Here is an 18,933-nt window from a genome sequence, read left to right as displayed (position 1 = left end):
TTAGAATTTTATCAACCTTGCGTCCAATACATGTTTCGCCGACCGTATCTCTTTCATGACCGGCGCCGGGACTTCCTCATCGAGGTTAAGGACGGTCATCGCATGGCCGCCGATCTTTGTCCTCCCGAGAGTCATGCCGGCTATGTTTATCTTGTGCTGCCCTAGTATCGTGCCTATTTGGCCGATGATCCCCGGCTTATCTTCATTGGAAAGTAGCAGAAGGTACCCGACCGTCGAGGCCTCGACATAGAAATCGTTTATCTTGACTATGCGCGGGTTCTTCCTCGGCGAGAGCGTGCCGGCGACCACCACCTTGCCCTTATCGGTCTGAGCCTCGGCGATGATGAGATTGGCGAACTCTTCGGTCTGCGAGGTCTTCGTCTCGACGATCTTTATCCCGCGCTCCTTGGCTATGAACGAGGCGTTGACGAAATTTACCGTCTCCTGGAGAATGGGCGTCAGGAGGCCTTTAAGGAATGCTATAGTCACCGAAGCAAGGTCGTGTTCGATGATGTCGCCCGAATACTGGACCTTCACTTCCCCTATCCGCGCATCGGCCATCTGGCCGATGACAAGCCCCATCTTCTCGGCGAGGGTGATGTACGGCCGTATGACCTTGTATATCTCCGGATCGACGCACGGGACGTTTACGGCGTTCCTGCAGCCGCGGCCCAGGAGCGCGTCGGCGACCTGCTTGGCGACCTCGATAGCGACGTTTACCTGCGCCTCCTCGGTGGACGCGCCCAAATGCGGCGTCGCGACGAGCTTTTCGTTCTTGAACATCGTGAAATCTTTCGGCGGCTCCTCCTCGTAGACGTCGAGGGCCGCGGCCGCGACCTTGCCAGACTCGAGGGCCTTGATGAGCGCCTTCTCGTCGATTATGCCGCCACGCGCGCAGTTGACCAGACGAACCCCTTTTTTCATCTGCTCGAATTCCTTTTCGCCTATCAAGTGTTTCGTCTCGCTGGTTATAGGCGTGTGGACGGTGATGTAATCCGATTCCGTAATAATATCTTTTATTTCGACCAGCTCGACGCCGAGGTCGTTTGCCCTCGCGACCGTAAGGAACGGGTCGTAAGCGATGACCCTCATGCCGAACGCCATGGCGCGCTTGGCGACTTCCGTGCCGATGCGGCCAAGGCCGATGATGCCGAGCGTCTTTCCGTAGAGCTCGACGCCCATATATTTATTCCTGTCCCATTTGCCTTCTTTTAACGAGGCGTTCGCGTTCGGGACGTTGCGCGACATGGAGAGCATCAAAGACCACGTGTGCTCGCAGGTGGATATCGTGTTTCCTGCCGGCGTATTCATAACGATGATGCCATGTTTCGAGGCGGCATCCGCGTCGACATTATCCAATCCTACGCCCGCGCGCCCGATGACCTTAAGTTTCGTCGCGGCTTCTATAATATCCTTGTTCACCTTCGTGCTGCTGCGGACGACGAGCGCGTCATAATCTTTTATGATCGCCTTCAATTCCTCCGGAGGAAGTTTTAACTTCACATCCACCTGGAGCTCTTTCTCGTCTTTTAGTACTTTTAATCCTTCTTCAGACAGCGCGTCGCTTACGAGCACTTTGTACATAGTCACGCTCTCCTAATTATATTATGCTGCTTCTACGGGCCCCCTGTCGCGGCCCTCAAGCAGGACTTCCTCGGCAGCCTCGACTCCTACTCCGGGTTCGCCCCTGAATCCCATCTCCGCGAGCGCCATGCCGAGCACGGCGATCGTCATGAGTATATCCGTATCTGTTATATAACCCATATGCGCGATGCGGATAACCTTGCTCTTGAGCTCGGCCTGTCCGCCGGCTATGCCAACGCCGTATTTATCCCTCATATGTTTTACGAGTTTCTCGCCGTCTATCCCTTCGGGGACGCGCACGGCCGTCACACCGTTCGAAGGCGCGGTCGGGGCGAATAGCTTAAGCCCCATCGCTTCCATCGCCTCGCGGGTCGCGAGAGCCAGTATCTTGTGGCGGTTGAATATGACGTCAAGGCCTTCCTTCTTCATCATCCTCAGCGTCTCGCGCAGCGCGATGACGAGCGATATCGCCGGTGTAAAAGGCGTATCCGCGGCATCAATGGCCTTCTTCGCCTTCTTGAGGCTCAGGTAATACCTCGGGCTCTTGGATTTCTCGACCTTCTCCCACGCCTTTTTGCTCAAAGATATGAATGCGAGACCCGGGGGTATCATGAGCCCCTTCTGAGAGCCCGACACCACGACGTCTATTCCCCATTCGTCGGTCTTTATCTCTTCTGCTCCGAGGCCGGAGATCGCGTCTACGGCCAGGACCGCGTTATGGCTTTTTGTCACCTGCGCGATAGCTTTTATGTCAGTCAGGACGCCGGTCGAGGTCTCGCACAGCGTCGTAAAGACCGCCTCTATGCCCGCGTCCTTCTTTAATTCCGCTTCAATGGCTTTCGGGTCGACTGCCTTGCCCCATTCAACGTTTATTATTATAGGAGTAATGCCGTATGCTTTGCAGAGTTCGGTCCACCTCTCGCCGAATTTACCGCCCTGGACGCATATCGCTTTGTCGCCGGGTGAAAGCAGGTTGGCGACCGCGGCTTCCATGGCGCCGGTGCCCGAGGAGGTCAACGTTATTACGTCATTTTGCGTCTGAAAAACAAACTTCAGCAGTTCGCATACTTCCTTGAATATCTCCATGAATTCCGGGGTCCTGTGATGGATTATCGGTTCTGCCATGGCGAGCAATGCCTGAGGCGGGACAGGCGTTGGTCCCGGCGTCATAAGATAATTCTTTTTCATTCCTTACCCTCCTAGGTTTGTATTGGTAAACGTTGGTACACGGTCGGCTTCGGAGCCATCTTCCCCGGCGCAACCTTCGGCGCCTTACTGCATTTCTTCTCGAGCGCTATGTCCAGGACCTGGTCCATATACTCGACGGGTATTATCTTTAAATCCTTTAATACGGCCTTCGGTATCTCAACGAGGTCCTTTTCGTTCTCTTTCGGTATTATGACCGTCTTGATGCCGACCATGTGCGCGGCGAGTATCTTCGACTTGAGCCCGCCTATCGGCAGGACTTTGCCTCGCAGGGTTATTTCACCCGTCATCGCGACGTCTTTTTTTACCGGGCATTTCGTCAGGCTCGATACAAGCGCGGTCGCCATCGTGATCCCGGCCGACGGGCCGTCCTTCGGTATCGCGCCCTCGGGTATATGTATATGGATATCCAGTTTCTTATAAAAATTATCGTCTATGCCGAATTCCCTGGCGCGCGAGCGGATATAGCTCAACGCCGCCTGCGCCGATTCCTGCATGACCTCGCCGAGTTTTCCGGTCAGGGTCAATTTCCCTTTTCCGGTCATGAGGGTCGATTCTATGGAGATGATATCGCCGCCCGCCTCTGTCCAGGCAAGCCCCGTGGATACACCGACCTCGTTCTTCTCTTCCTTCTTCGGCTCGGTAAACTGGACCGGGCCGAGATATTTCTCGATCCGCTTTCCGGTAAGGCGAAGCTTCAGGTCCTTTTCTTTCTTCACGACATCCTTGGCTATACGCCTGCAGACGCGCGCTATCTCGCGTTCGAGATTGCGGACGCCCGCTTCGCGCGTATACCTGCGCACTATCCTTAATATGGCATCCGCGGTAAATTTTATATTCTCTTCCTTGAGGCCGTGCAGTTTTATCTGCTTAGGGATAAGGAACCCCTGCGCGATCTTCACCTTTTCGTATTCGGTATAACCCGAAAGCTTTATCATCTCCATCCTGTCCTGAAGCGGGATGGGTATATTGTCCTGGAAGTTCGCGGTCGTGATGAACATGACATCCGATAGGTCGAACTCCACTTCGAGATAATGGTCGGAAAAGGTCGAATTCTGCTCCGGGTCGAGCACCTCGAGCAGCGCCGCGGCCGGGTCGCCCCTGAAATCCGTGGACATCTTGTCGACCTCGTCGAGCAAAAAGACCGGGTTCCTCGATTTTGCTTTCCTTATGGATTGTACGACGCGGCCCGGGAGCGAGCCGATATATGTCCTGCGGTGGCCGCGTATCTCGGCCTCGTCGCGCACGCCTCCGAGGGAGACGCGGACGAAATTGCGGCCGAGCGCCCGCGCGATGGATTTCGCCAATGAGGTCTTTCCAACGCCGGGAGGCCCGACGAAACAGAGTATCTGGCCCTTCATTGACTTTACGAGCTTGCGGACGGCAAGGTATTCGAGGATCCTTTCCTTCGGTTTCTCGAGGCCGTAATGGTCCTCGTTCAATATCTTCTCGGCGTTCTTGATGTCGAGGTTGTCGTCGGTCCTGACAGACCACGGCAGCGCGACTAGCCAGTCGATGTAATTACGCGAGACGGTCGCCTCCGGGGAGGTCGGGTACATCCTCGAAAGTTTTTCGACCTCGCGCAGCGCTATATCCAGCGCCTCCTTCGGCATCTTCGCCTGTTTTATCTTCTCCTTGAGGTCATCGAGCTCGTTCTTGTAATCGTCCTTCTGGCCGAGCTCCTTCTCGATGGCCTTGAGCTGTTCCTGGAGGAAATATTCCTTCTGCGCCTTCTCTATCTGCTTCCTGACGGTAGATGATATCTTTTTTTCTATCTGGAGTATACCGATCTCGGAATTGAGGACTTCGGTAAGCTTCTTTATCCTTTCGACCGGGTCTATGATCTCGAGTATCCCCTGCCTCTCCGCGACCCTCATCGTGAGATATGAAGCGACCGTGTCCGCCATCTGGTCCGGGTCCGGGATGTTCGCGATCGTCGCGAACGCCTCGGTCGGGACGCGCTGGTTCAGCTTGACATACTCCTCGAACTGGTTGACCAGCGAGCGCATCTGCGCCTCGACCTCGATCGTCTTCTCGACCGGCACTGAGGCGTATTCGATCCCGGCATTAAGATATTCCTTGGTAGGCAGGAGTTTCTTTACCTTCGCGCGGTAGAGCCCCTCGACGAGCAACTTATATGAGCCATCCGGCAGTTTTACCGACTGGATTATCTGGCCGACCGTGCCGGACTGGTAGATATCGTCAAGCGAAGGTTCCTCTACCTTTACCGATCTCTGCGCGCAGAGGAGGATCGTCTTATCTTTGGATAAGGCCTCCTCGACCGCCGCGATGGACTTCTCGCGCCCGACCACAAGGGGGACGACCATAAAAGGGAATACTACCATGTCCCTCAATGGCAAAAGCGGCAATGACTCTTTTATCTGGTGTTCTTTTTTCATGTCCTATTTCTATATATCGGGAATAAAGTTATTTCTTCTTTCCGGTTATGACTTCATCGACCAGGCCGTAGGTCTTCGCCTCCTCGGCGCTCAGGAAATAATCCCTGTCCGTGTCTTTCTTTATCTTGTCGAGCGGCTGGCCGGTGTGCTTGGCGAGTATCTCTTCTATCCTGTCGCGCATCCTCAATATCTCTTTCGCCTGGATGCTTATATCCGCGGCCGCGCCCTGCGTCCCGCCCCAGGGCTGGTGCATCATTATGCGCGCGTTCGGGAGGGCGAACCTCTTGCCCTTCGTGCCGGCGGCTAAAAGTATCGCGCCCATAGAGGTCGCCTGTCCGATGCAGTAAGTGCAGACATCGGGTTTCAAGAACTGTATGGTATCGTAGACCGCGAGTCCGGAAGTCACGACCCCGCCCGGCGTATTTATGTATACGCTGATGTCCTTATCAGGATCTTCCATCTGCAGGAAGAGCAGCTGGGCGATGACAAGGTTGGCAACGACATCGTCTATCGGAGTGCCGATAAATATTATCCTGTCCTTAAGGAGCCTCGAATAGATGTCATACGCGCGTTCCCCGCGCCCTGACTGCTCGACTACCATGGGAACAAGCGTCTGCGACCGTTCTCTGTCTGCCATTTTAAGCCTCCTCTATTTTCGCGTTCTCTATGAGGAATTCCATAGCCTTGTCCTGCGTTATCTCGGCCCTGATGTCTTCCATGAGGTTATTTTCTTCGAGATATTTTTTCGCTTCCTCTGCCGTCTTCTTGGAGCGCGCCGCCAAAAGCTCGACGCGCTTGTTGATATCCTCCTCGGAAGCGGTAAGTTTCTCGAGTTCTGCCACCTTATCGAGGATAAAATACGACTTCACGCGCCTGACCGCTTCGTCCCGGAACTTCTGTTTCATGGCGGCCTCTTCCTTCTCGATATCCTCTTTCTTATATCCCATATACTGGAGCCTGTTCTGCGCGTCTTTTAACAGGTGCTCGGCCTCCGTGTCCACCATCATCTCCGGGGCCTCGAAATTCGCGCCCTTGATGAGCTGGCCTACGAGGTCCTCTTCCACCTTGAACCTCGCCTCCTGTTCCTTCGCCTTGGTGAGCTCTTCGCGGATATTCCCGCGAAGCTCGAGCAGGGACTTGAACCCGCCGACGTCCTTGGCAAACTCGTCGTCGATCGCCGGCGCTATCTTCTCCTTGACCTGGTTGACGGTTATTATGAATACGGCCTGTTTTCCAGCCTGCTCCTTGCGCGGATAATTCAGCGGCATTATGGTATTGACCGTCCTCGTATCGCCGGGGACCGCGCCCAAAAGCTGGCTCATGAACTCGGGTTTCGTAGATTTCGGGTTGAGCGGGAACCACACGTTCTCGTTCTTCTCGCCGGGCTTGGCCTCTACCGATATCTCGACGTCGCAAAGGCACCAGTCGTTCTCCTTCGCCGGGCGCCCCTCGACATCCTTAAGCTGGGAGTGCCTCTCCTGGAGGTCCTCTATCACCTTATCGACATCTTCGGTCGCGACCCGGGCTTTCTGCCTCACGGCCTTGAGGCCTTTATAGTTCTTCAATTTCACTTCGGGACGCACGTGGACCTCCGCCTTGAACGAGAGCTGCTTCTCCGCCTCGAAAATTATATCGGTAACCGACGGCATGCCTATCATGTCGATGCCGGCGTCTTTTACCGCTTTCATCACCGCCTCGCCGATGAGGCGCTTCTTGACCTCCTCGCCGGCCTTGTCCTTATAATGCGTCTCCACGAGATAGCGCGGGGCCTTGCCTACCCTGTAACCCGGCACCTCGGCGTATTTCTCGATCTCGCCGATTATCTCTTCGTATTTATTTTTTATATGGTCCGCGGGGACCTCTATCTCGAAACCCCTGCGCGAACCTCCAAGGTCTTTGCTTTTAACTTTCATAATGATCTCTTCAGGTCTTTATCAGACCGAAGTCACCGTCCTTTCTCTTATATATTACATTTATCCTGTTGTCCTCGGCGCTCCTGAATACAATGAATTCGCTGTTCGATATCTTCAACTCCTCCACGGCCTCCTCGACCGACATAGGTTTCTCGGCGACGCGCTGGGTCTCGACTATCCTCGGACCGGCGGCCTCCCTTTCAGGCCTGAAGACACCCCTTATCGCGGATAGCGACCTGGCCGCGAGCTCCCTGATCTTGCCGGAAGAGCCTTTTACCCTGTGCTCCTTTATCTTGTCGTGGAGTTTCCTCAACTGTTTTTCGAGGGAAGCGATCGCTGCGTCGATCGACGCATACATATCCGAGGTCGTCTCGGTCGCGGTCAACTTAAAGTGCTTGCCGATGACCGTCAGCTCGGCTACGTGGCGGAACTTCTCGACCGAAAGGATGACGTGCGACTCGAGAATCTTGTGGTAGAATTTGTCCAGCTTCGTTATCTTATCGTTTACGTGGGCTTTCATGCCTTCCGTGACATCAAAATGCCTGCCTGTGATGACTACGTCCATTTTGCCTCCTTATTATCGGCTGCTCACCTTCTTCTTCCTAAAACATTTTTAGGGTGAGCAACTTCTTTGCTCACATCCTGAACTTTTCGCCCAGATAGATCTGCCTCGCCTTCGGGTCGGAGATGAGTTCTTCCGCGGTGCCGGATATAAGGACCTTTCCGTCGGACATTATATAAGACCTGTCGGTTATGGAAAGCGTCTCTCGGACATTATGGTCGGTCAAAAGTATGCCGAGCCCTTTCTCCCTCAGCGAACAGATTATCTCCTGGCACTCGGCGACAGCTATCGGGTCGATACCCGAGAACGGTTCATCCAACAATATGAAAGTGGGTTCGGTCACGAGGGCGCGGGTTATCTCCAGGCGCCTTCGCTCGCCGCCGGACAAAGTATAGGCGTAGTTCCTGGCGAGATGCGATATCCTTAATTCACCCAGGAGCATCTCAAGCCTCTTGCGGCGCTCCTTTTTAGATATCCTTAGCGTCTCGAGGATGGCCATGATATTCTCCTCAACGGTAAGTTTCCTGAATATCGACGGCTCCTGCGCAAGGTATCCTATTCCGCAGCGGGCGCGCCTGTGCATCGGCAGGCCGGTTATCTCCTGGTTATCAAAGAATATCTGGCCGCTATCCGGCTCGACAAGGCCGACTATCATATAAAAGGTCGTAGTCTTCCCCGCGCCGTTAGGCCCGAGCAGTCCCACTATCTCTCCGCGCCTGACCGATATATCGACCCCGTTGACAACGCGGCGGCGGTTATATGTCTTTTGGAGACCCTTCGTCTCGAGGAGGTGCATCAAAGATCCTTATTTTTTCTTTTCTTTCTTATCTTCGGGATATATCATTACCTTGGGAGATCCCGTGAGGATGACCTTTTGCTCAGGCGCGAGGTAAATCGCCTCGTCGCTGTACGTCCAGCTGCCTTCCCTCATTATCTTCACGTTTCCCCTGGCTACTATTTTTGAGACCTGTTTTGTCTTCGTGTCGTAATATGCCGTCGCCGTGTCGCAGAATACCTGGCCGCGCTCGTCTTCTACCTTGACGTTCTTATTGAAGACGGCGTAACTTTTGCCGTAATCTATCTCCATCGGCCCGTCGCAGGTTATGGTCGTAGGCGTTTTGGTGGCGAACTCGCCTACGCTCTTTCCCTTTGCGTCGGACTTCATCACGACCGGCTTATCGGTCACTACCTTCTGTTCGGCGTTCTTCCAATCGAGAGCGTCCGTCTTCATCTCCGTGCCGTTAGTGCCGCTGACCACGACGTTCGACTCGAAGTGCGCGTCGTTTGTGGCCCTGTCGAACGAGCCCTTGTCGGCCGTAAGCGTCATGTCGCTCTGGTCGCCGTAGGCCTTAGCTACGATATCGGTAAGATTGACCACCTCGGAGACTATATCCGCAGATTTGCCCTGGACCTCCCATTTCTTCTTGCCGGTCTTCTCGAAACCTGACAGCGAGAACGCCATCATCTTCTGGTCGCCCGAGATCTCCGCCTCTTCCTCGGGCGGGGCCGGCGCTTTCGCCTGTTTGCCTTCACAGCCCGTGAACAAAAACACCACCAGCAGTGCGGTCGCGACCTTATTTAGTCTCATTTTGGGCCCTTCATTTCATTCGGGACGAACCCTTTCGCAGTCTGGGGGTTCGTCTTCCATCTGTTATGCATCCAGACCCATTGCGAAGGATACTTCCGTATATACGACTCGACGACCTTCGACCACTTTTCCGTATTTATTTTTGTATCGTTCTCTTTATTGCCGGTTATCTCGAGCTCGAGCGGCTCCTCTACATATATGGTGTGGCTATTCCCCTCGCGCACTATGAACATCGGTATTATAGGCACAGCCGTTGCGAGGGCAAGTATGACCGGCGCGGTCGGCGTGTAAGCCGGACGCCCGAAGAAATCCACAAAAACCCCGTCGAGGGAGGATATATCCTGGTCGGCAAGTATCGCGATCGATTGCCCGCCGCGCAACAGCCTGAGCATCGTCTTGGCCGACTCGTCCCGCATCACGACGTTGACGTCCATCTTCCGGCGCAGGCCGTTCATCCAATTGTCAAACTTCACGTAACGCAGCCTGCGGGCGAGGACGTTCACCGGGTATTTCTTGAGCCCGAACCACCCGGCAAGGAGTTCCCAGTTTCCTAAATGCGCCGAGAGGACTATAAAACCCCTCTTCTGTGAAAGAGCCTTGTCTACGATCCCGAGCCCTTTTATCCTTACGTGCCTGTCTATGTTGCGGGGGGTAAGTTTCGGGGCGCTTAATATCTCAAAAAGGTTCTCCCCCAGGTTACGGAAGACGCCCCTAGCGACAGCCCTTATCTCGGCTTCGGTCTTCTCGCCTTTGAACGCGATCCTGAGGTTCTCTATCGCGCTCTTCCTGTGTCCGGGCACCAAAAAAAAGGCGAACTCTCCCATTCGCCTGCCTAAAAATTTGTTAATTTTTATCGGGAAGAGAAGAGAGATAAAACTGGCTGTCCTAAGAAGGTAATAAAGATACCTTCTCCTGATTCTGTGCTTCACAACGCGTTATGATAGCAGAAGATAGGCCCCGAGTCAAGTTTTAATGGCCGATCCTGAGGGTCCTTATCTCATCACCGGACTTGACGGTCACGGTGTCTTTCGTTATCTCCAATATCTTGTATCCCGATACCTGGTCGCCCACTTTCGCCACCTTGCCGTCTATTATGCAATAGCTCTTCCCGGGGTCGCAGAATATCCCGCTGAGAGATGCCGGGCCTGCGCCGACCTCGGCCGGCCCGCCGCCGATCGCGAACGGGTCCCTGCCCCAGGATTTGAACAAGCTTGTCATACGCTCTTTTTGGAAGACGGGTTTTTGGGCCGGGGCTGCGGCCGCGGGAGCGGCCTTTGCCTCCTCCGGCTTTTTAGCGCGCGGCTTCAGGACGGCCATCGCGGTAACGGCAATAAATATCGCGATGACTACCCCAAGGATGACTAATTGCTGCTTATTCTTGTCCACTTTCTGCCTCTTCCAGTGTATACGTGAACACCTTCATATCCACTATCAATTTCGGGAACGTCCTCTCATCTTTCGCAATCCGGAATTCCGGGACGGCCGCAAAACTGCTTTCGAAGCTATCCAGCGATCCGAGATAATCCCCGAGGCTCTTATAGGCCGCCCTCATCTTTATGTCTATAGGTAACGCCTTGCAATTGAATGCCGCGGTCATCTCCGGGAGCGGTTCGGCCGGCTGGGGCGTTATCGAGATGAAATCTATGTTGAGCTCCTTGCCCTTCTTCGCTAATTCCTCGAGTATCGCCGGCGTCGGGCTCTTTGAAGGGAGCCGCTTGCGCAGGTCCCCGACTTTCGCCTCTACCCCGGCCTTATCCAATTTGAACGCGGAAAGTTTATTGCGACCGGCGGTAAGCTGGGCATTGAGCTCGCGCCAGGTCTTCTTCTTCTCGGCCAGTTCCTTCCTCGCCGGAGCGAGGACCACCGCGAACAGGATAAGGAATATAACGATCCCGGCGATGACCGCCACAGCCGTCTTATTCTTCTTCAGTCCTATATTTTTCAGAACAGGCATTTGATATCGAACTCCGTATTTGAATTCGTGCCTTCGCCCATCTTGGCGTTCAATAGCGTCACGCTCTTGAACATGCCTCCTTCAAGCGACGATATGATTCCGGACAGGGCCTTTTCGCGGTCCTTGACGTCGCCTGTGATCTGGCCGCTTATCTCTAAACCGGACGCGTCAGCCTTAAGGCTCGAGAGGACCGCGTATTTCGGGAGCCTGTTGCTGAGTTCTTTTAACGTCTCTTTCCACGGCGGGATGCCCGAGAGGACCGAGTCGATAAACGCCTTCCTTTCGGAGAGCTCCGCGGCTAGGCGCTCATAATGCGATGTTATCTCCAGCTGGGGTTTTATGACCTCCATTTCCTTTATCCCGTAGCTTATCTTCTTGTCGTAGTTAGCCAGCTGCACCCTCATGCCGATAAAAGAGAGTACCAGGGAAACTGCGACCGCGGCTACTACCGACTCGACCGCCGCTTTCTCGAATGTGCGTATGGTCTTTTGTTTTAATTCCGGCGGCAAAAGGTTTATCCCCCGGCCTTCGCTTAAGGCCGCGCCTACGGCGCCGGCGAAGATGCCTGATGCCGGGGCCGGATCTGCGAGCGCTCCCTTTTCCAAAGAGATCCCCTTAAATGGGTCTCCCTGAGAGACCGGAACGCCGAGGTTCTCCTGTAAAAATTCCGCAAGTCCCTTTATCGACGCGCCGCCGCCCGTGAGGACGACCGACCTGACCTTGTCGCCGGACGATTCGTCCCCGTAATAGTGGAGGGACCGGTCGATCTCCTGCGCCAGCCGTTCCGCCGCCGGGCGGTTCAGGTCTTTAGTGATCGCGGCGGCGCCTGAATTGACATTTCTTGTGAACGCAAGATAACCGTCTTTTGTGATATTTATCCCGGTATAATTATGCCCGATATCCACGACCGCGGCGGCCTCGCCTCCCTGAAGGCCCATGCGGTTCGACAGCTTCTCTATGGCAAGAGGCGGCGGGAAGAGCGCGGCCGGGCTGATGGCCGCCCCGGCGAGGGCTCCTACTATACTGTCTACCGCCTTTGCCGGCATAACGGCCAGTTTTACTTTGTATTTGCTTATGCCGCCCTCGGCGGTCTCTTGCAGTTTGTAATCCATGAAAAGCTCGTCAAGCGGCAGGGATACCTTCTCTTTCACCTGCCATCTCACCGCCTCGGGTATCTCCCGGTCCGACATCTTTGGTATCGTGAAATAACGCAGGCATCCTTCCGGGCAATCGGCTACGCAGGTGACCCTGGCGGATTTGACATTCATGCCGGCCACAGCCTTCTTTACGCCTTCCTCTTTCGGGACGAGGCCGGCTTTTTTTAAAATGATATCTCCGGCAGGCCCGGTCCCTATCTCGACCGCCTTTATCGCCGAGGAACCGATATCTATGCCTATATATATCTCTTTCTTTTTGAAATTCATTGCTCGTAACTCTCTTTCCAGGAAGAGCATGCAAGGAACTTGCCGCTTCCGTCGTCCGTATAGACAGCGACGAGGCGCGCTTTTACCTCTTTCCCTGATGCGGGGCGGTCCAGAGGCATCTTGCCCCGCACATCGATAGTTAACGTATCGGAAACGCGTGTGACCGCTACATACTCGACCGTCCCGTCGCCGAGCGGTATGGGCGCGGGAACGGCCGCTACCGGACGCCCGGCCCGCACATCGCTCAATATATTGTCAACGCCTGCCTGGGCCAGATATAACGCCTTCGTATCGTCAAGCTGAAATCCGGCGGACCTTGTATTGGAAGAGACCATGGATATTATAGCCATCGTCATGACGGCGAGGGCCGTCATAAACACAAACGTTACTATCAGCGCGAAACCACGCCCTCTCATATGCCCCTCGGCCTGACTTTAGCCGTGAATTGGATCGATTCCGCCCCGCTCGCAAATGTCAGGTCGATCTCCACGACCCTTATCTGGGACGGGACTATCACGCGCATCGGGTTGGTGTTATCATCGGGCCTGTAATACCTGAACGCCAGCGACTGGACGTTCCGCGCCACCACCGGCGCCCCGGCGCCGTCCTGCGTGCGCAGCAGGTTGCCGCGCGACAGCCGGTAACGGATAGTCTCCTGACTGCCGTCGCCGTCGACATCCGCGAGGAAAGTCAGGCTGCGGGTGTCCGTCGGCGCTATAAAAGACGTGGCCTGCCTCAGGTCGCATGACATAGTATTCAGTCCGTAAGATATATCTTTAATGAAGCCGCCCCTCGTCATTTCTTCGCCCAATACCCTTAACCCGACCATATAAGTAAGGGCTATGGCGCACATTAAAACGGAAACGAGCGCCATATTAAAGACGACCTCTATCAGGGTGAGGCCGCGCCCGTCCCTAATTGACATCCGAGACATACGTGACTAAGGATATCTTCACGTCTCCCGACCTTTGCCTACAATAGATATTGACCGTTACCTGTTTAAGGTTCGGTTTAGCGCCCAGGACCAGGACCTCCATATCAAATAACGTGTAAGGGCTGCCTGCTATCGTCCTCGCCTCGGGGACTATCGAGGCATACGGGACGTTGCGCATCTCTTCCATCTTCACCTGCGCAAGCGCGGTAGCGAGCACCGTATTCTCGTTCTCGACGCTGCCGTAAATGCCCATACTTAATATTTGCAGCAGCACTACCGCGCCGGCCGCGAAAAGCGCGATCACGATCAGGATCTCTATCAGCGTAAAACCGCGCGCGCCGACCTTGGCCAAAAGCTAAAAACCTCCTGAACCCGGAGTCCCGTTTGAGACGAAGATATCATCGCCTGTCGCGCCTGCGGGATTAACCGTTCCCGTGTTGCTGATACCTGTTATCGTAGCCGTCCTGTTGGGGCCGAGAGACCAGATCACATAATAGGCGCCGCTGACCGCATATCTGTACTGCGTCGTCGCCGAGGCGCCGAACGGGTCATACAGAACAGATCCGAGTATCTGCGGGATGGCCGTCGTTAACTGGGTCTCCCAGCTGCCGCCCGCAGCCGGATACGTATGCGGGTTGCGGTGCATATACCACGATTCGACCGCTGCCTGCAACGTCCTCAACTCCGCGGAGGCCTTGGTCGTGTTGCCCTCGTCGCGCATGCCTCCGAACCTCGGCAACGCGATGCCTATTAATATCGCGATGACCATGATGACGATAAGAAGTTCTACAAGCGTAAACCCCTTCCTCATCTTACTTCCCCCTTTCCGGTAGACGCTCTAGCGTCTACCATTCGCGGCAGATGTTAATCATCTACCACTTATTTTCTTAGTACTTTTACTAAATCGAACATCGGAACCAGTATCGAGGCCATGATGACGGCCACGACACTACCCATTATCAATAAAAATGCCGGCTCGAGAAGGGACGTGAGCCTCTTTATGTGGTAAGCGACAGCCGCCTCGTAGAGATCGGCGACCTTATTCAGCATTATGTCGAGGTTGCCGGTCTCTTCGCCTGCCGCGATCATCTGGACCGTATCCGGAGGGAACTCCGCGCTCGCTTTAAGCGGCTCTGATATCTTGCTCCCGCCGCGCACCGCCTCGCGCGCTTTCGCGACCACGCGCGACAAAACCTCGTTGCCGATAGTCGCCTCGAGTATCTCCAGCGATTCGAGTATATCCACGCCGCTCGCCGAAAGCGTGGAGAGCATCCGGGCGAACCTGGCTATGGCCGCCTTGCGGATGAGCGGACCGACCACCGGGACGGAAAGTTTAAGGGCGTCGACCTTGAAGCGCCCTCCGCGGGTATCCGCGTAGATACGCGCGGCCAGGAAAAGCGCGGTCAGGCCAAGGACGAAAATGTACCAGTAATCCTTTATCGCCATCCCCGCGCCGTAGAGTATGCGCGTGACGATCGGGAGCGGGATATTTGCCCGCAAGAATATATCCGCGAACTTCGGTATTATGAACGTGACTATGAATAATATGACGACGGCCGCGGCTACGGACAGGACCGCGGGATACAATAACGCGCCGCTGACCTTCTGCCTAAGGTCCATCTCGTTCTCGCCGAAATCGGCCAGCCTCTTCAACACGAGGGAGAGGTTGCCGCTCGCCTCGCCCGCCTTGACCATGCTTATCGTGAGCCTGGGAAAAGCCAGCGGGTGGGCCGTAAGCGCCTCGGAGAACGAAGAACCTGTCTCCACCTTGACCGTGACGTCTTCCAGTAATTTTTTAAGCCTCCTGTTCTCCGTCTGCGCGGAGATGGTCCTAAGCGATGTCAGCAGGGGCAACCCCGCTTCGAGCATATTCGATAACTGGATATTAAAAAAGATCATATCCTCGGGTTTTATGCCCCCGAACCCGCCGATAAAGTCGCCGACAGAAAATCTGCCGGAGGCGATCGAGACCCCGGTTATCACGTATCCCATCTTGCGGAGTTTTTCGACGAGATCGGCTTCTGCCGGGGCTTCCATCACCCCCTCCACGAATTTCCCCGATTCGTCTCTCGCCTTATAGCGGTATAAGGACATGCTTATCCTTCCTGCTGGGTCACCCTCATGACTTCCTCGAGGGTAGTTATGCCGGCCTTGACCTTCTCTATGCCGTCCTCCTGCATCGTCTTCATGCCGCTCTTGATGGCGGCCTTCCTTATCTCTGTGGAAGAGGCTTTTGCGACGGTAAGCGCCCTTATCGCGTCGTCGGGCTGCATCAATTCGAATATGCCGACCCTGCCTTTATACCCGGTATGCAGGCACTTGTCGCAGCCCCTGCCGCGGTAAAACTTTACCTGTTTCGATGATGACAGGCCCACTTCTTCCAATAATTTAGCGGAGGGAACGTAGTTCTCCCTGCAATCCTTGCATATGACGCGGACGAGCCTCTGGGCTATGACGGCCAGCACCGAAGAGCTGACCAAGAACGGTTCGACGCCCATGTCCACCAGGCGCGCGACCGCGCCGGGAGCGTCGTTGGTATGGAGCGTAGATAATACGAGATGGCCGGTAAGCGCCGCCTGTATCGCGACCTCGGCGGTGTCGAGGTCGCGGATCTCGCCTACCATTATGATGTCCGGGTCCTGCCGGAGGATGGAACGCAGGCCGTTTGCGAAAGTGAGCCCGGCCTTCGTATTTATCTGCATCTGCCGCACGAGCTTCAACCTGTATTCGATCGGGTCTTCTATCGTCACGATATTCTTTTCCGGGGAATTTATGGTGCTCAACGACGAGTATAGCGTGGTCGTCTTGCCGGAGCCGGTCGGGCCGGTCACGAGTATTATGCCGTAAGGCCTGCGTATAAGTTTCTCGTATACGTTAAGCATCTCACGGGAGAAACCGAGTTCGCTCAACCCCAAGAGGATGCTGTTCAGGTCGAGGAGCCTCATGACCACATTTTCACCGTAAACGGTGGGAATAGTGGAGACCCTGCAGTCTATCTGGCGGTTCTCGATCTTCAGCTGGAACCTCCCGTCCTGCGGGACCCTCTTCTCCGCGATATCCATTCCCGAGAGGATCTTTATCCTCGATATTATCGCCGACTGGAGGTCTTTCGGCGGGGACATGACCTCGTGCAGGACGCCGTCAACCCTGTATCTCGTCCCCAGGAAGATCTCGTCGGGTTCTATGTGTATATCCGAGGCCCCGGCCTTTATCGCCTCGCTTATCAGGAGATTCACGAGCTTGACTATCGGCGCCTCCTCGACTAGCCCCTGCAGGGCCTTGAGGTCGGATTCCGCGCCTTCTTTTATCTGAAATTTATCTTTATCGACGGATTTTACGATATCATCCATCGTCCCGCGCGCGCCGTAATACTGGTCGAAGGCCCTTATAAGTTCCTTCTCCGGGACGACGACAGGTTCCACTTCGCATTTGGCCTTAAGGTGGGCTTCGTCCAGGGCAAAGATATCCAGCGGGTCTACCATGGCGATGGTAAGGGTCCCTCCGATCTTGAATAAAGGAAGGATCATGTTCTTTCTGCAGAAATTTTCGGGGAGGATATCGATGACTTTGGGGTCGATGAAATAATTCGAGAAATCTATGCGCGGGATGCCGAGCTGCTGTTCGAAAAAGGAGATGATGGCGTCCTCTTCGACCATGCCGAGCCTTGTCAGGACACGGCGAAGTGGCTCTTTTGTCTTGTCGGCCTCCTCCTTAGCCTTCTTGAGCTTCTCCGGAGTAACAAGGCCGCGCTCGACCAGAGCTTCGCCAAGAGACTTCTTCTCTCCCTTCGGCATCACCACTCCTTGTAAGAAGGGCTGCTTTTTTACGACTTTTTAAATTGTTAACTTATTCCGATTAAATAGTATACGTGAGCGGGATTTTTTTGTCAACGTATTTTGGGCTGGGGCCTATTACGGCCATTTATTCTGGGCCTTGAGGATGATCTCTATAAGCTCGCGTATCGCGCCGCGGCCGCTTCCGGCATTCGTGGTGTAATGGGCGGCTGATTTGACCTCGGGCCTGCTGTAAGGGACTGCGACGGCGAGGCCGGCGCGCTTCATGATCGGCATATCTATCAGGTCGTCACCGATAAAGCACGCCTCTTCATCGGTAAGTTTGAATATCCTGAGGATCTTTTCATAGACCGCGCCCTTGTCTTTCACGTTCATAAAGGCCTTGGTGATATGGCAGATCTTTGCCCTGCGGGAGACTATGCGGGATTTCTTGGCGGTCACTATCGCGGACTTCAGGCCGGCCCTCCACCAGAGGGTCAGGCCATACCCATCTTGAACGTCGAACGCCTTGAACTCGTCGCCGTAGTTGTCGTATATTATCTTGCCGTCTGTCATGACCCCGTCGACGTCCAGGATAAGCAGCTTTATCTTGGCGGCCCTTTCCCGGATATCCATACTAAACAAGCCCCGCCTTCAAGAGATCCTGCACGTCGACAAGGCCTATGGGCTTCCTCTTATTGTCGACGACCGGTATTTCGTCTATCTTCCTCTCGCGCAGGATCCGGAACGCGTCCGCGGCGAGCATCTCTTCCGATATCGTGATAGGGTTCCTGGTCATGACCTCCCTGACCTGCCTAAGGGGAAGCGCAGCGTCCTTACCCAGATGCCGCCTCAGGTCGCCGTCGGTGAATATGCCGACTAGGACGCCGTTCTTGTTCACGACGCTTGCTGAACCGGCCCGCGCCTCGGTTATTCTAAGGAGGACGGCCTTTACCTTCGCGTCATCTTTTACTACCGGGTTTGCCTTGCCTTTCCTCATTATATCCCCGACCTTCAAGATAAGCCTCTTGCCGATAGATCCGCCCGGGTGATAGAACGCGAAATCCTCCTCTCTAAAGCCGCGGCGGTCGAGCAGGGCTATCGCGAGCGCGTCTCCCATCGCGAGCATCGCTGTCGTCGAAGCAGTAGGCGCAAGATTCAAGGGGCACGCCTCCCTCTTGACCGCAACGTTAAGCACGACATCGCTGTACCTCGCGAGCGAAGATTCAGTATTCCCTACCATTGCTATGAGCTTCGCGCCGATCTTCTTTAAAGTGGGAAGGAGCCTTATTATCTCCTCAGTCTCTCCCGAATTTGATATGGCCAGGACGACATCATCTTTCGTGACCCTGCCGAGGTCTCCGTGTATCGCGTCGGCCGGATGCAGGTAGAGGCTGGGCGTCCCGGTCGACGACAATGTCGCCGAGATCTTCGCGCTGATAAAACCGGGTTTCCCCATTCCGGTAACGACTACCTTTCCCCTGCAGGCAAGCATGAGCTTGACCGCCTTTTCGAAATTCGCGTCGACCCGCTTTATGAGCGAAGAAATAGCGTCCGCCTCGATCTTAAGGACTTCCTTAGCCCGCCTCATCATAT

20 protein-coding genes are annotated in these 18,933 nt (G+C 54.9%); all 20 read right to left on the bottom strand.

Features of this window, described 5'->3' with window-relative positions; translation table 11 throughout:
- The 20 genes from serA to PHO67_06565 all read right to left on the bottom strand — a co-directional run bounded on the left by serA (window position 1) and on the right by PHO67_06565 (window position 18,931).
- Entirely contained in the window at window positions 1–1,584 is a 1,584-nt protein-coding gene (serA, locus tag PHO67_06660) for a phosphoglycerate dehydrogenase (GenBank protein MDD5546817.1), read from the bottom strand.
- A gap of 21 nt (window positions 1,585–1,605) precedes the next feature.
- Window positions 1,606–2,772, bottom strand: coding sequence for an alanine--glyoxylate aminotransferase family protein (locus PHO67_06655; protein MDD5546816.1), 1,167 nt, complete (start codon window positions 2,770–2,772; stop codon window positions 1,606–1,608).
- An 11-nt stretch (window positions 2,773–2,783) separates the two neighbouring features.
- Window positions 2,784–5,189 carry an endopeptidase La gene (lon, locus tag PHO67_06650; protein ID MDD5546815.1) on the bottom strand — a complete coding sequence of 802 codons (2,406 nt, stop codon included), beginning with the start codon at window positions 5,187–5,189 and terminating at the stop codon, window positions 2,784–2,786.
- 28 nt (window positions 5,190–5,217) lie between these two features.
- The gene (gene clpP, locus PHO67_06645; GenBank protein MDD5546814.1) at window positions 5,218–5,826 is read right to left on the bottom strand and encodes an ATP-dependent Clp endopeptidase proteolytic subunit ClpP; all 609 of its coding nucleotides are present in this window, start codon (window positions 5,824–5,826) and stop codon (window positions 5,218–5,220) included.
- 1 nt (window position 5,827) lies between these two features.
- Window positions 5,828–7,102, bottom strand: coding sequence for a trigger factor (gene tig, locus PHO67_06640; protein ID MDD5546813.1), 1,275 nt, complete (start codon window positions 7,100–7,102; stop codon window positions 5,828–5,830).
- A gap of 10 nt (window positions 7,103–7,112) precedes the next feature.
- On the bottom strand, window positions 7,113–7,667 hold the full coding sequence (gene raiA, locus PHO67_06635) for a ribosome-associated translation inhibitor RaiA (GenBank protein ID MDD5546812.1): 555 nt from the start codon (window positions 7,665–7,667) through the stop codon (window positions 7,113–7,115).
- Window positions 7,668–7,737: 70 nt separating this feature from the next.
- Window positions 7,738–8,460 (bottom strand): LPS export ABC transporter ATP-binding protein, encoded by a 723-nt coding sequence (gene lptB, locus PHO67_06630; GenBank protein MDD5546811.1) that lies wholly within the window; start codon window positions 8,458–8,460, stop codon window positions 7,738–7,740.
- A 9-nt stretch (window positions 8,461–8,469) separates the two neighbouring features.
- The gene (lptC, locus tag PHO67_06625) at window positions 8,470–9,252 is read right to left on the bottom strand and encodes an LPS export ABC transporter periplasmic protein LptC (protein MDD5546810.1); all 783 of its coding nucleotides are present in this window, start codon (window positions 9,250–9,252) and stop codon (window positions 8,470–8,472) included.
- Window positions 9,249–10,181, bottom strand: coding sequence for a lysophospholipid acyltransferase family protein (locus tag PHO67_06620; GenBank protein ID MDD5546809.1), 933 nt, complete (start codon window positions 10,179–10,181; stop codon window positions 9,249–9,251). The genes lptC and PHO67_06620 overlap by 4 nt, the downstream gene beginning before the upstream one ends.
- A 40-nt stretch (window positions 10,182–10,221) precedes the next feature.
- Window positions 10,222–10,638: a hypothetical protein gene (locus tag PHO67_06615; protein MDD5546808.1), complete on the bottom strand. Its 417-nt coding sequence runs from the start codon at window positions 10,636–10,638 to the stop codon at window positions 10,222–10,224.
- Window positions 10,625–11,206 carry a type 4a pilus biogenesis protein PilO gene (pilO, locus tag PHO67_06610; protein ID MDD5546807.1) on the bottom strand — a complete coding sequence of 194 codons (582 nt, stop codon included), beginning with the start codon at window positions 11,204–11,206 and terminating at the stop codon, window positions 10,625–10,627. Before pilO ends, PHO67_06615 begins: the two co-directional genes overlap by 14 nt.
- Window positions 11,194–12,630: a pilus assembly protein PilM gene (pilM, locus tag PHO67_06605; protein ID MDD5546806.1), complete on the bottom strand. Its 1,437-nt coding sequence runs from the start codon at window positions 12,628–12,630 to the stop codon at window positions 11,194–11,196. The genes pilO and pilM overlap by 13 nt, the downstream gene beginning before the upstream one ends.
- Window positions 12,627–13,046: a pilus assembly PilX N-terminal domain-containing protein gene (locus PHO67_06600; protein ID MDD5546805.1), complete on the bottom strand. Its 420-nt coding sequence runs from the start codon at window positions 13,044–13,046 to the stop codon at window positions 12,627–12,629. Before PHO67_06600 ends, pilM begins: the two co-directional genes overlap by 4 nt.
- The gene (locus PHO67_06595) at window positions 13,043–13,555 is read right to left on the bottom strand and encodes a hypothetical protein (GenBank protein ID MDD5546804.1); all 513 of its coding nucleotides are present in this window, start codon (window positions 13,553–13,555) and stop codon (window positions 13,043–13,045) included. The genes PHO67_06600 and PHO67_06595 overlap by 4 nt, the downstream gene beginning before the upstream one ends.
- Window positions 13,545–13,916 (bottom strand): type II secretion system protein, encoded by a 372-nt coding sequence (locus tag PHO67_06590; protein MDD5546803.1) that lies wholly within the window; start codon window positions 13,914–13,916, stop codon window positions 13,545–13,547. The genes PHO67_06595 and PHO67_06590 overlap by 11 nt, the downstream gene beginning before the upstream one ends.
- 3 nt (window positions 13,917–13,919) lie before the next feature.
- Window positions 13,920–14,375, bottom strand: coding sequence for a type II secretion system protein (locus PHO67_06585; GenBank protein ID MDD5546802.1), 456 nt, complete (start codon window positions 14,373–14,375; stop codon window positions 13,920–13,922).
- 68 nt (window positions 14,376–14,443) lie between these two features.
- Window positions 14,444–15,658, bottom strand: coding sequence for a type II secretion system F family protein (locus tag PHO67_06580; GenBank protein ID MDD5546801.1), 1,215 nt, complete (start codon window positions 15,656–15,658; stop codon window positions 14,444–14,446).
- 2 nt (window positions 15,659–15,660) lie between these two features.
- Complete coding sequence (gene gspE / locus PHO67_06575; protein ID MDD5546800.1) at window positions 15,661–17,358, bottom strand: type II secretion system ATPase GspE; 1,698 nt, start codon at window positions 17,356–17,358, stop codon at window positions 15,661–15,663.
- Window positions 17,359–17,475: 117 nt separating this feature from the next.
- Entirely contained in the window at window positions 17,476–17,973 is a 498-nt protein-coding gene (locus PHO67_06570; GenBank protein ID MDD5546799.1) for an HAD-IIIA family hydrolase, read from the bottom strand.
- Between the two features lies 1 nt (window position 17,974).
- Window positions 17,975–18,931 (bottom strand): KpsF/GutQ family sugar-phosphate isomerase, encoded by a 957-nt coding sequence (locus PHO67_06565; GenBank protein MDD5546798.1) that lies wholly within the window; start codon window positions 18,929–18,931, stop codon window positions 17,975–17,977.
- Window positions 18,932–18,933: the final 2 nt, after the last annotated feature.

This window comes from Candidatus Omnitrophota bacterium (assembly GCA_028716565.1).
In the GTDB taxonomy this organism is placed as follows: domain Bacteria; phylum Omnitrophota; class Gorgyraeia; order Pluralincolimonadales; family Pluralincolimonadaceae; genus Pluralincolimonas.
This window is presented reverse-complemented; position numbering and strand designations above follow the sequence as displayed.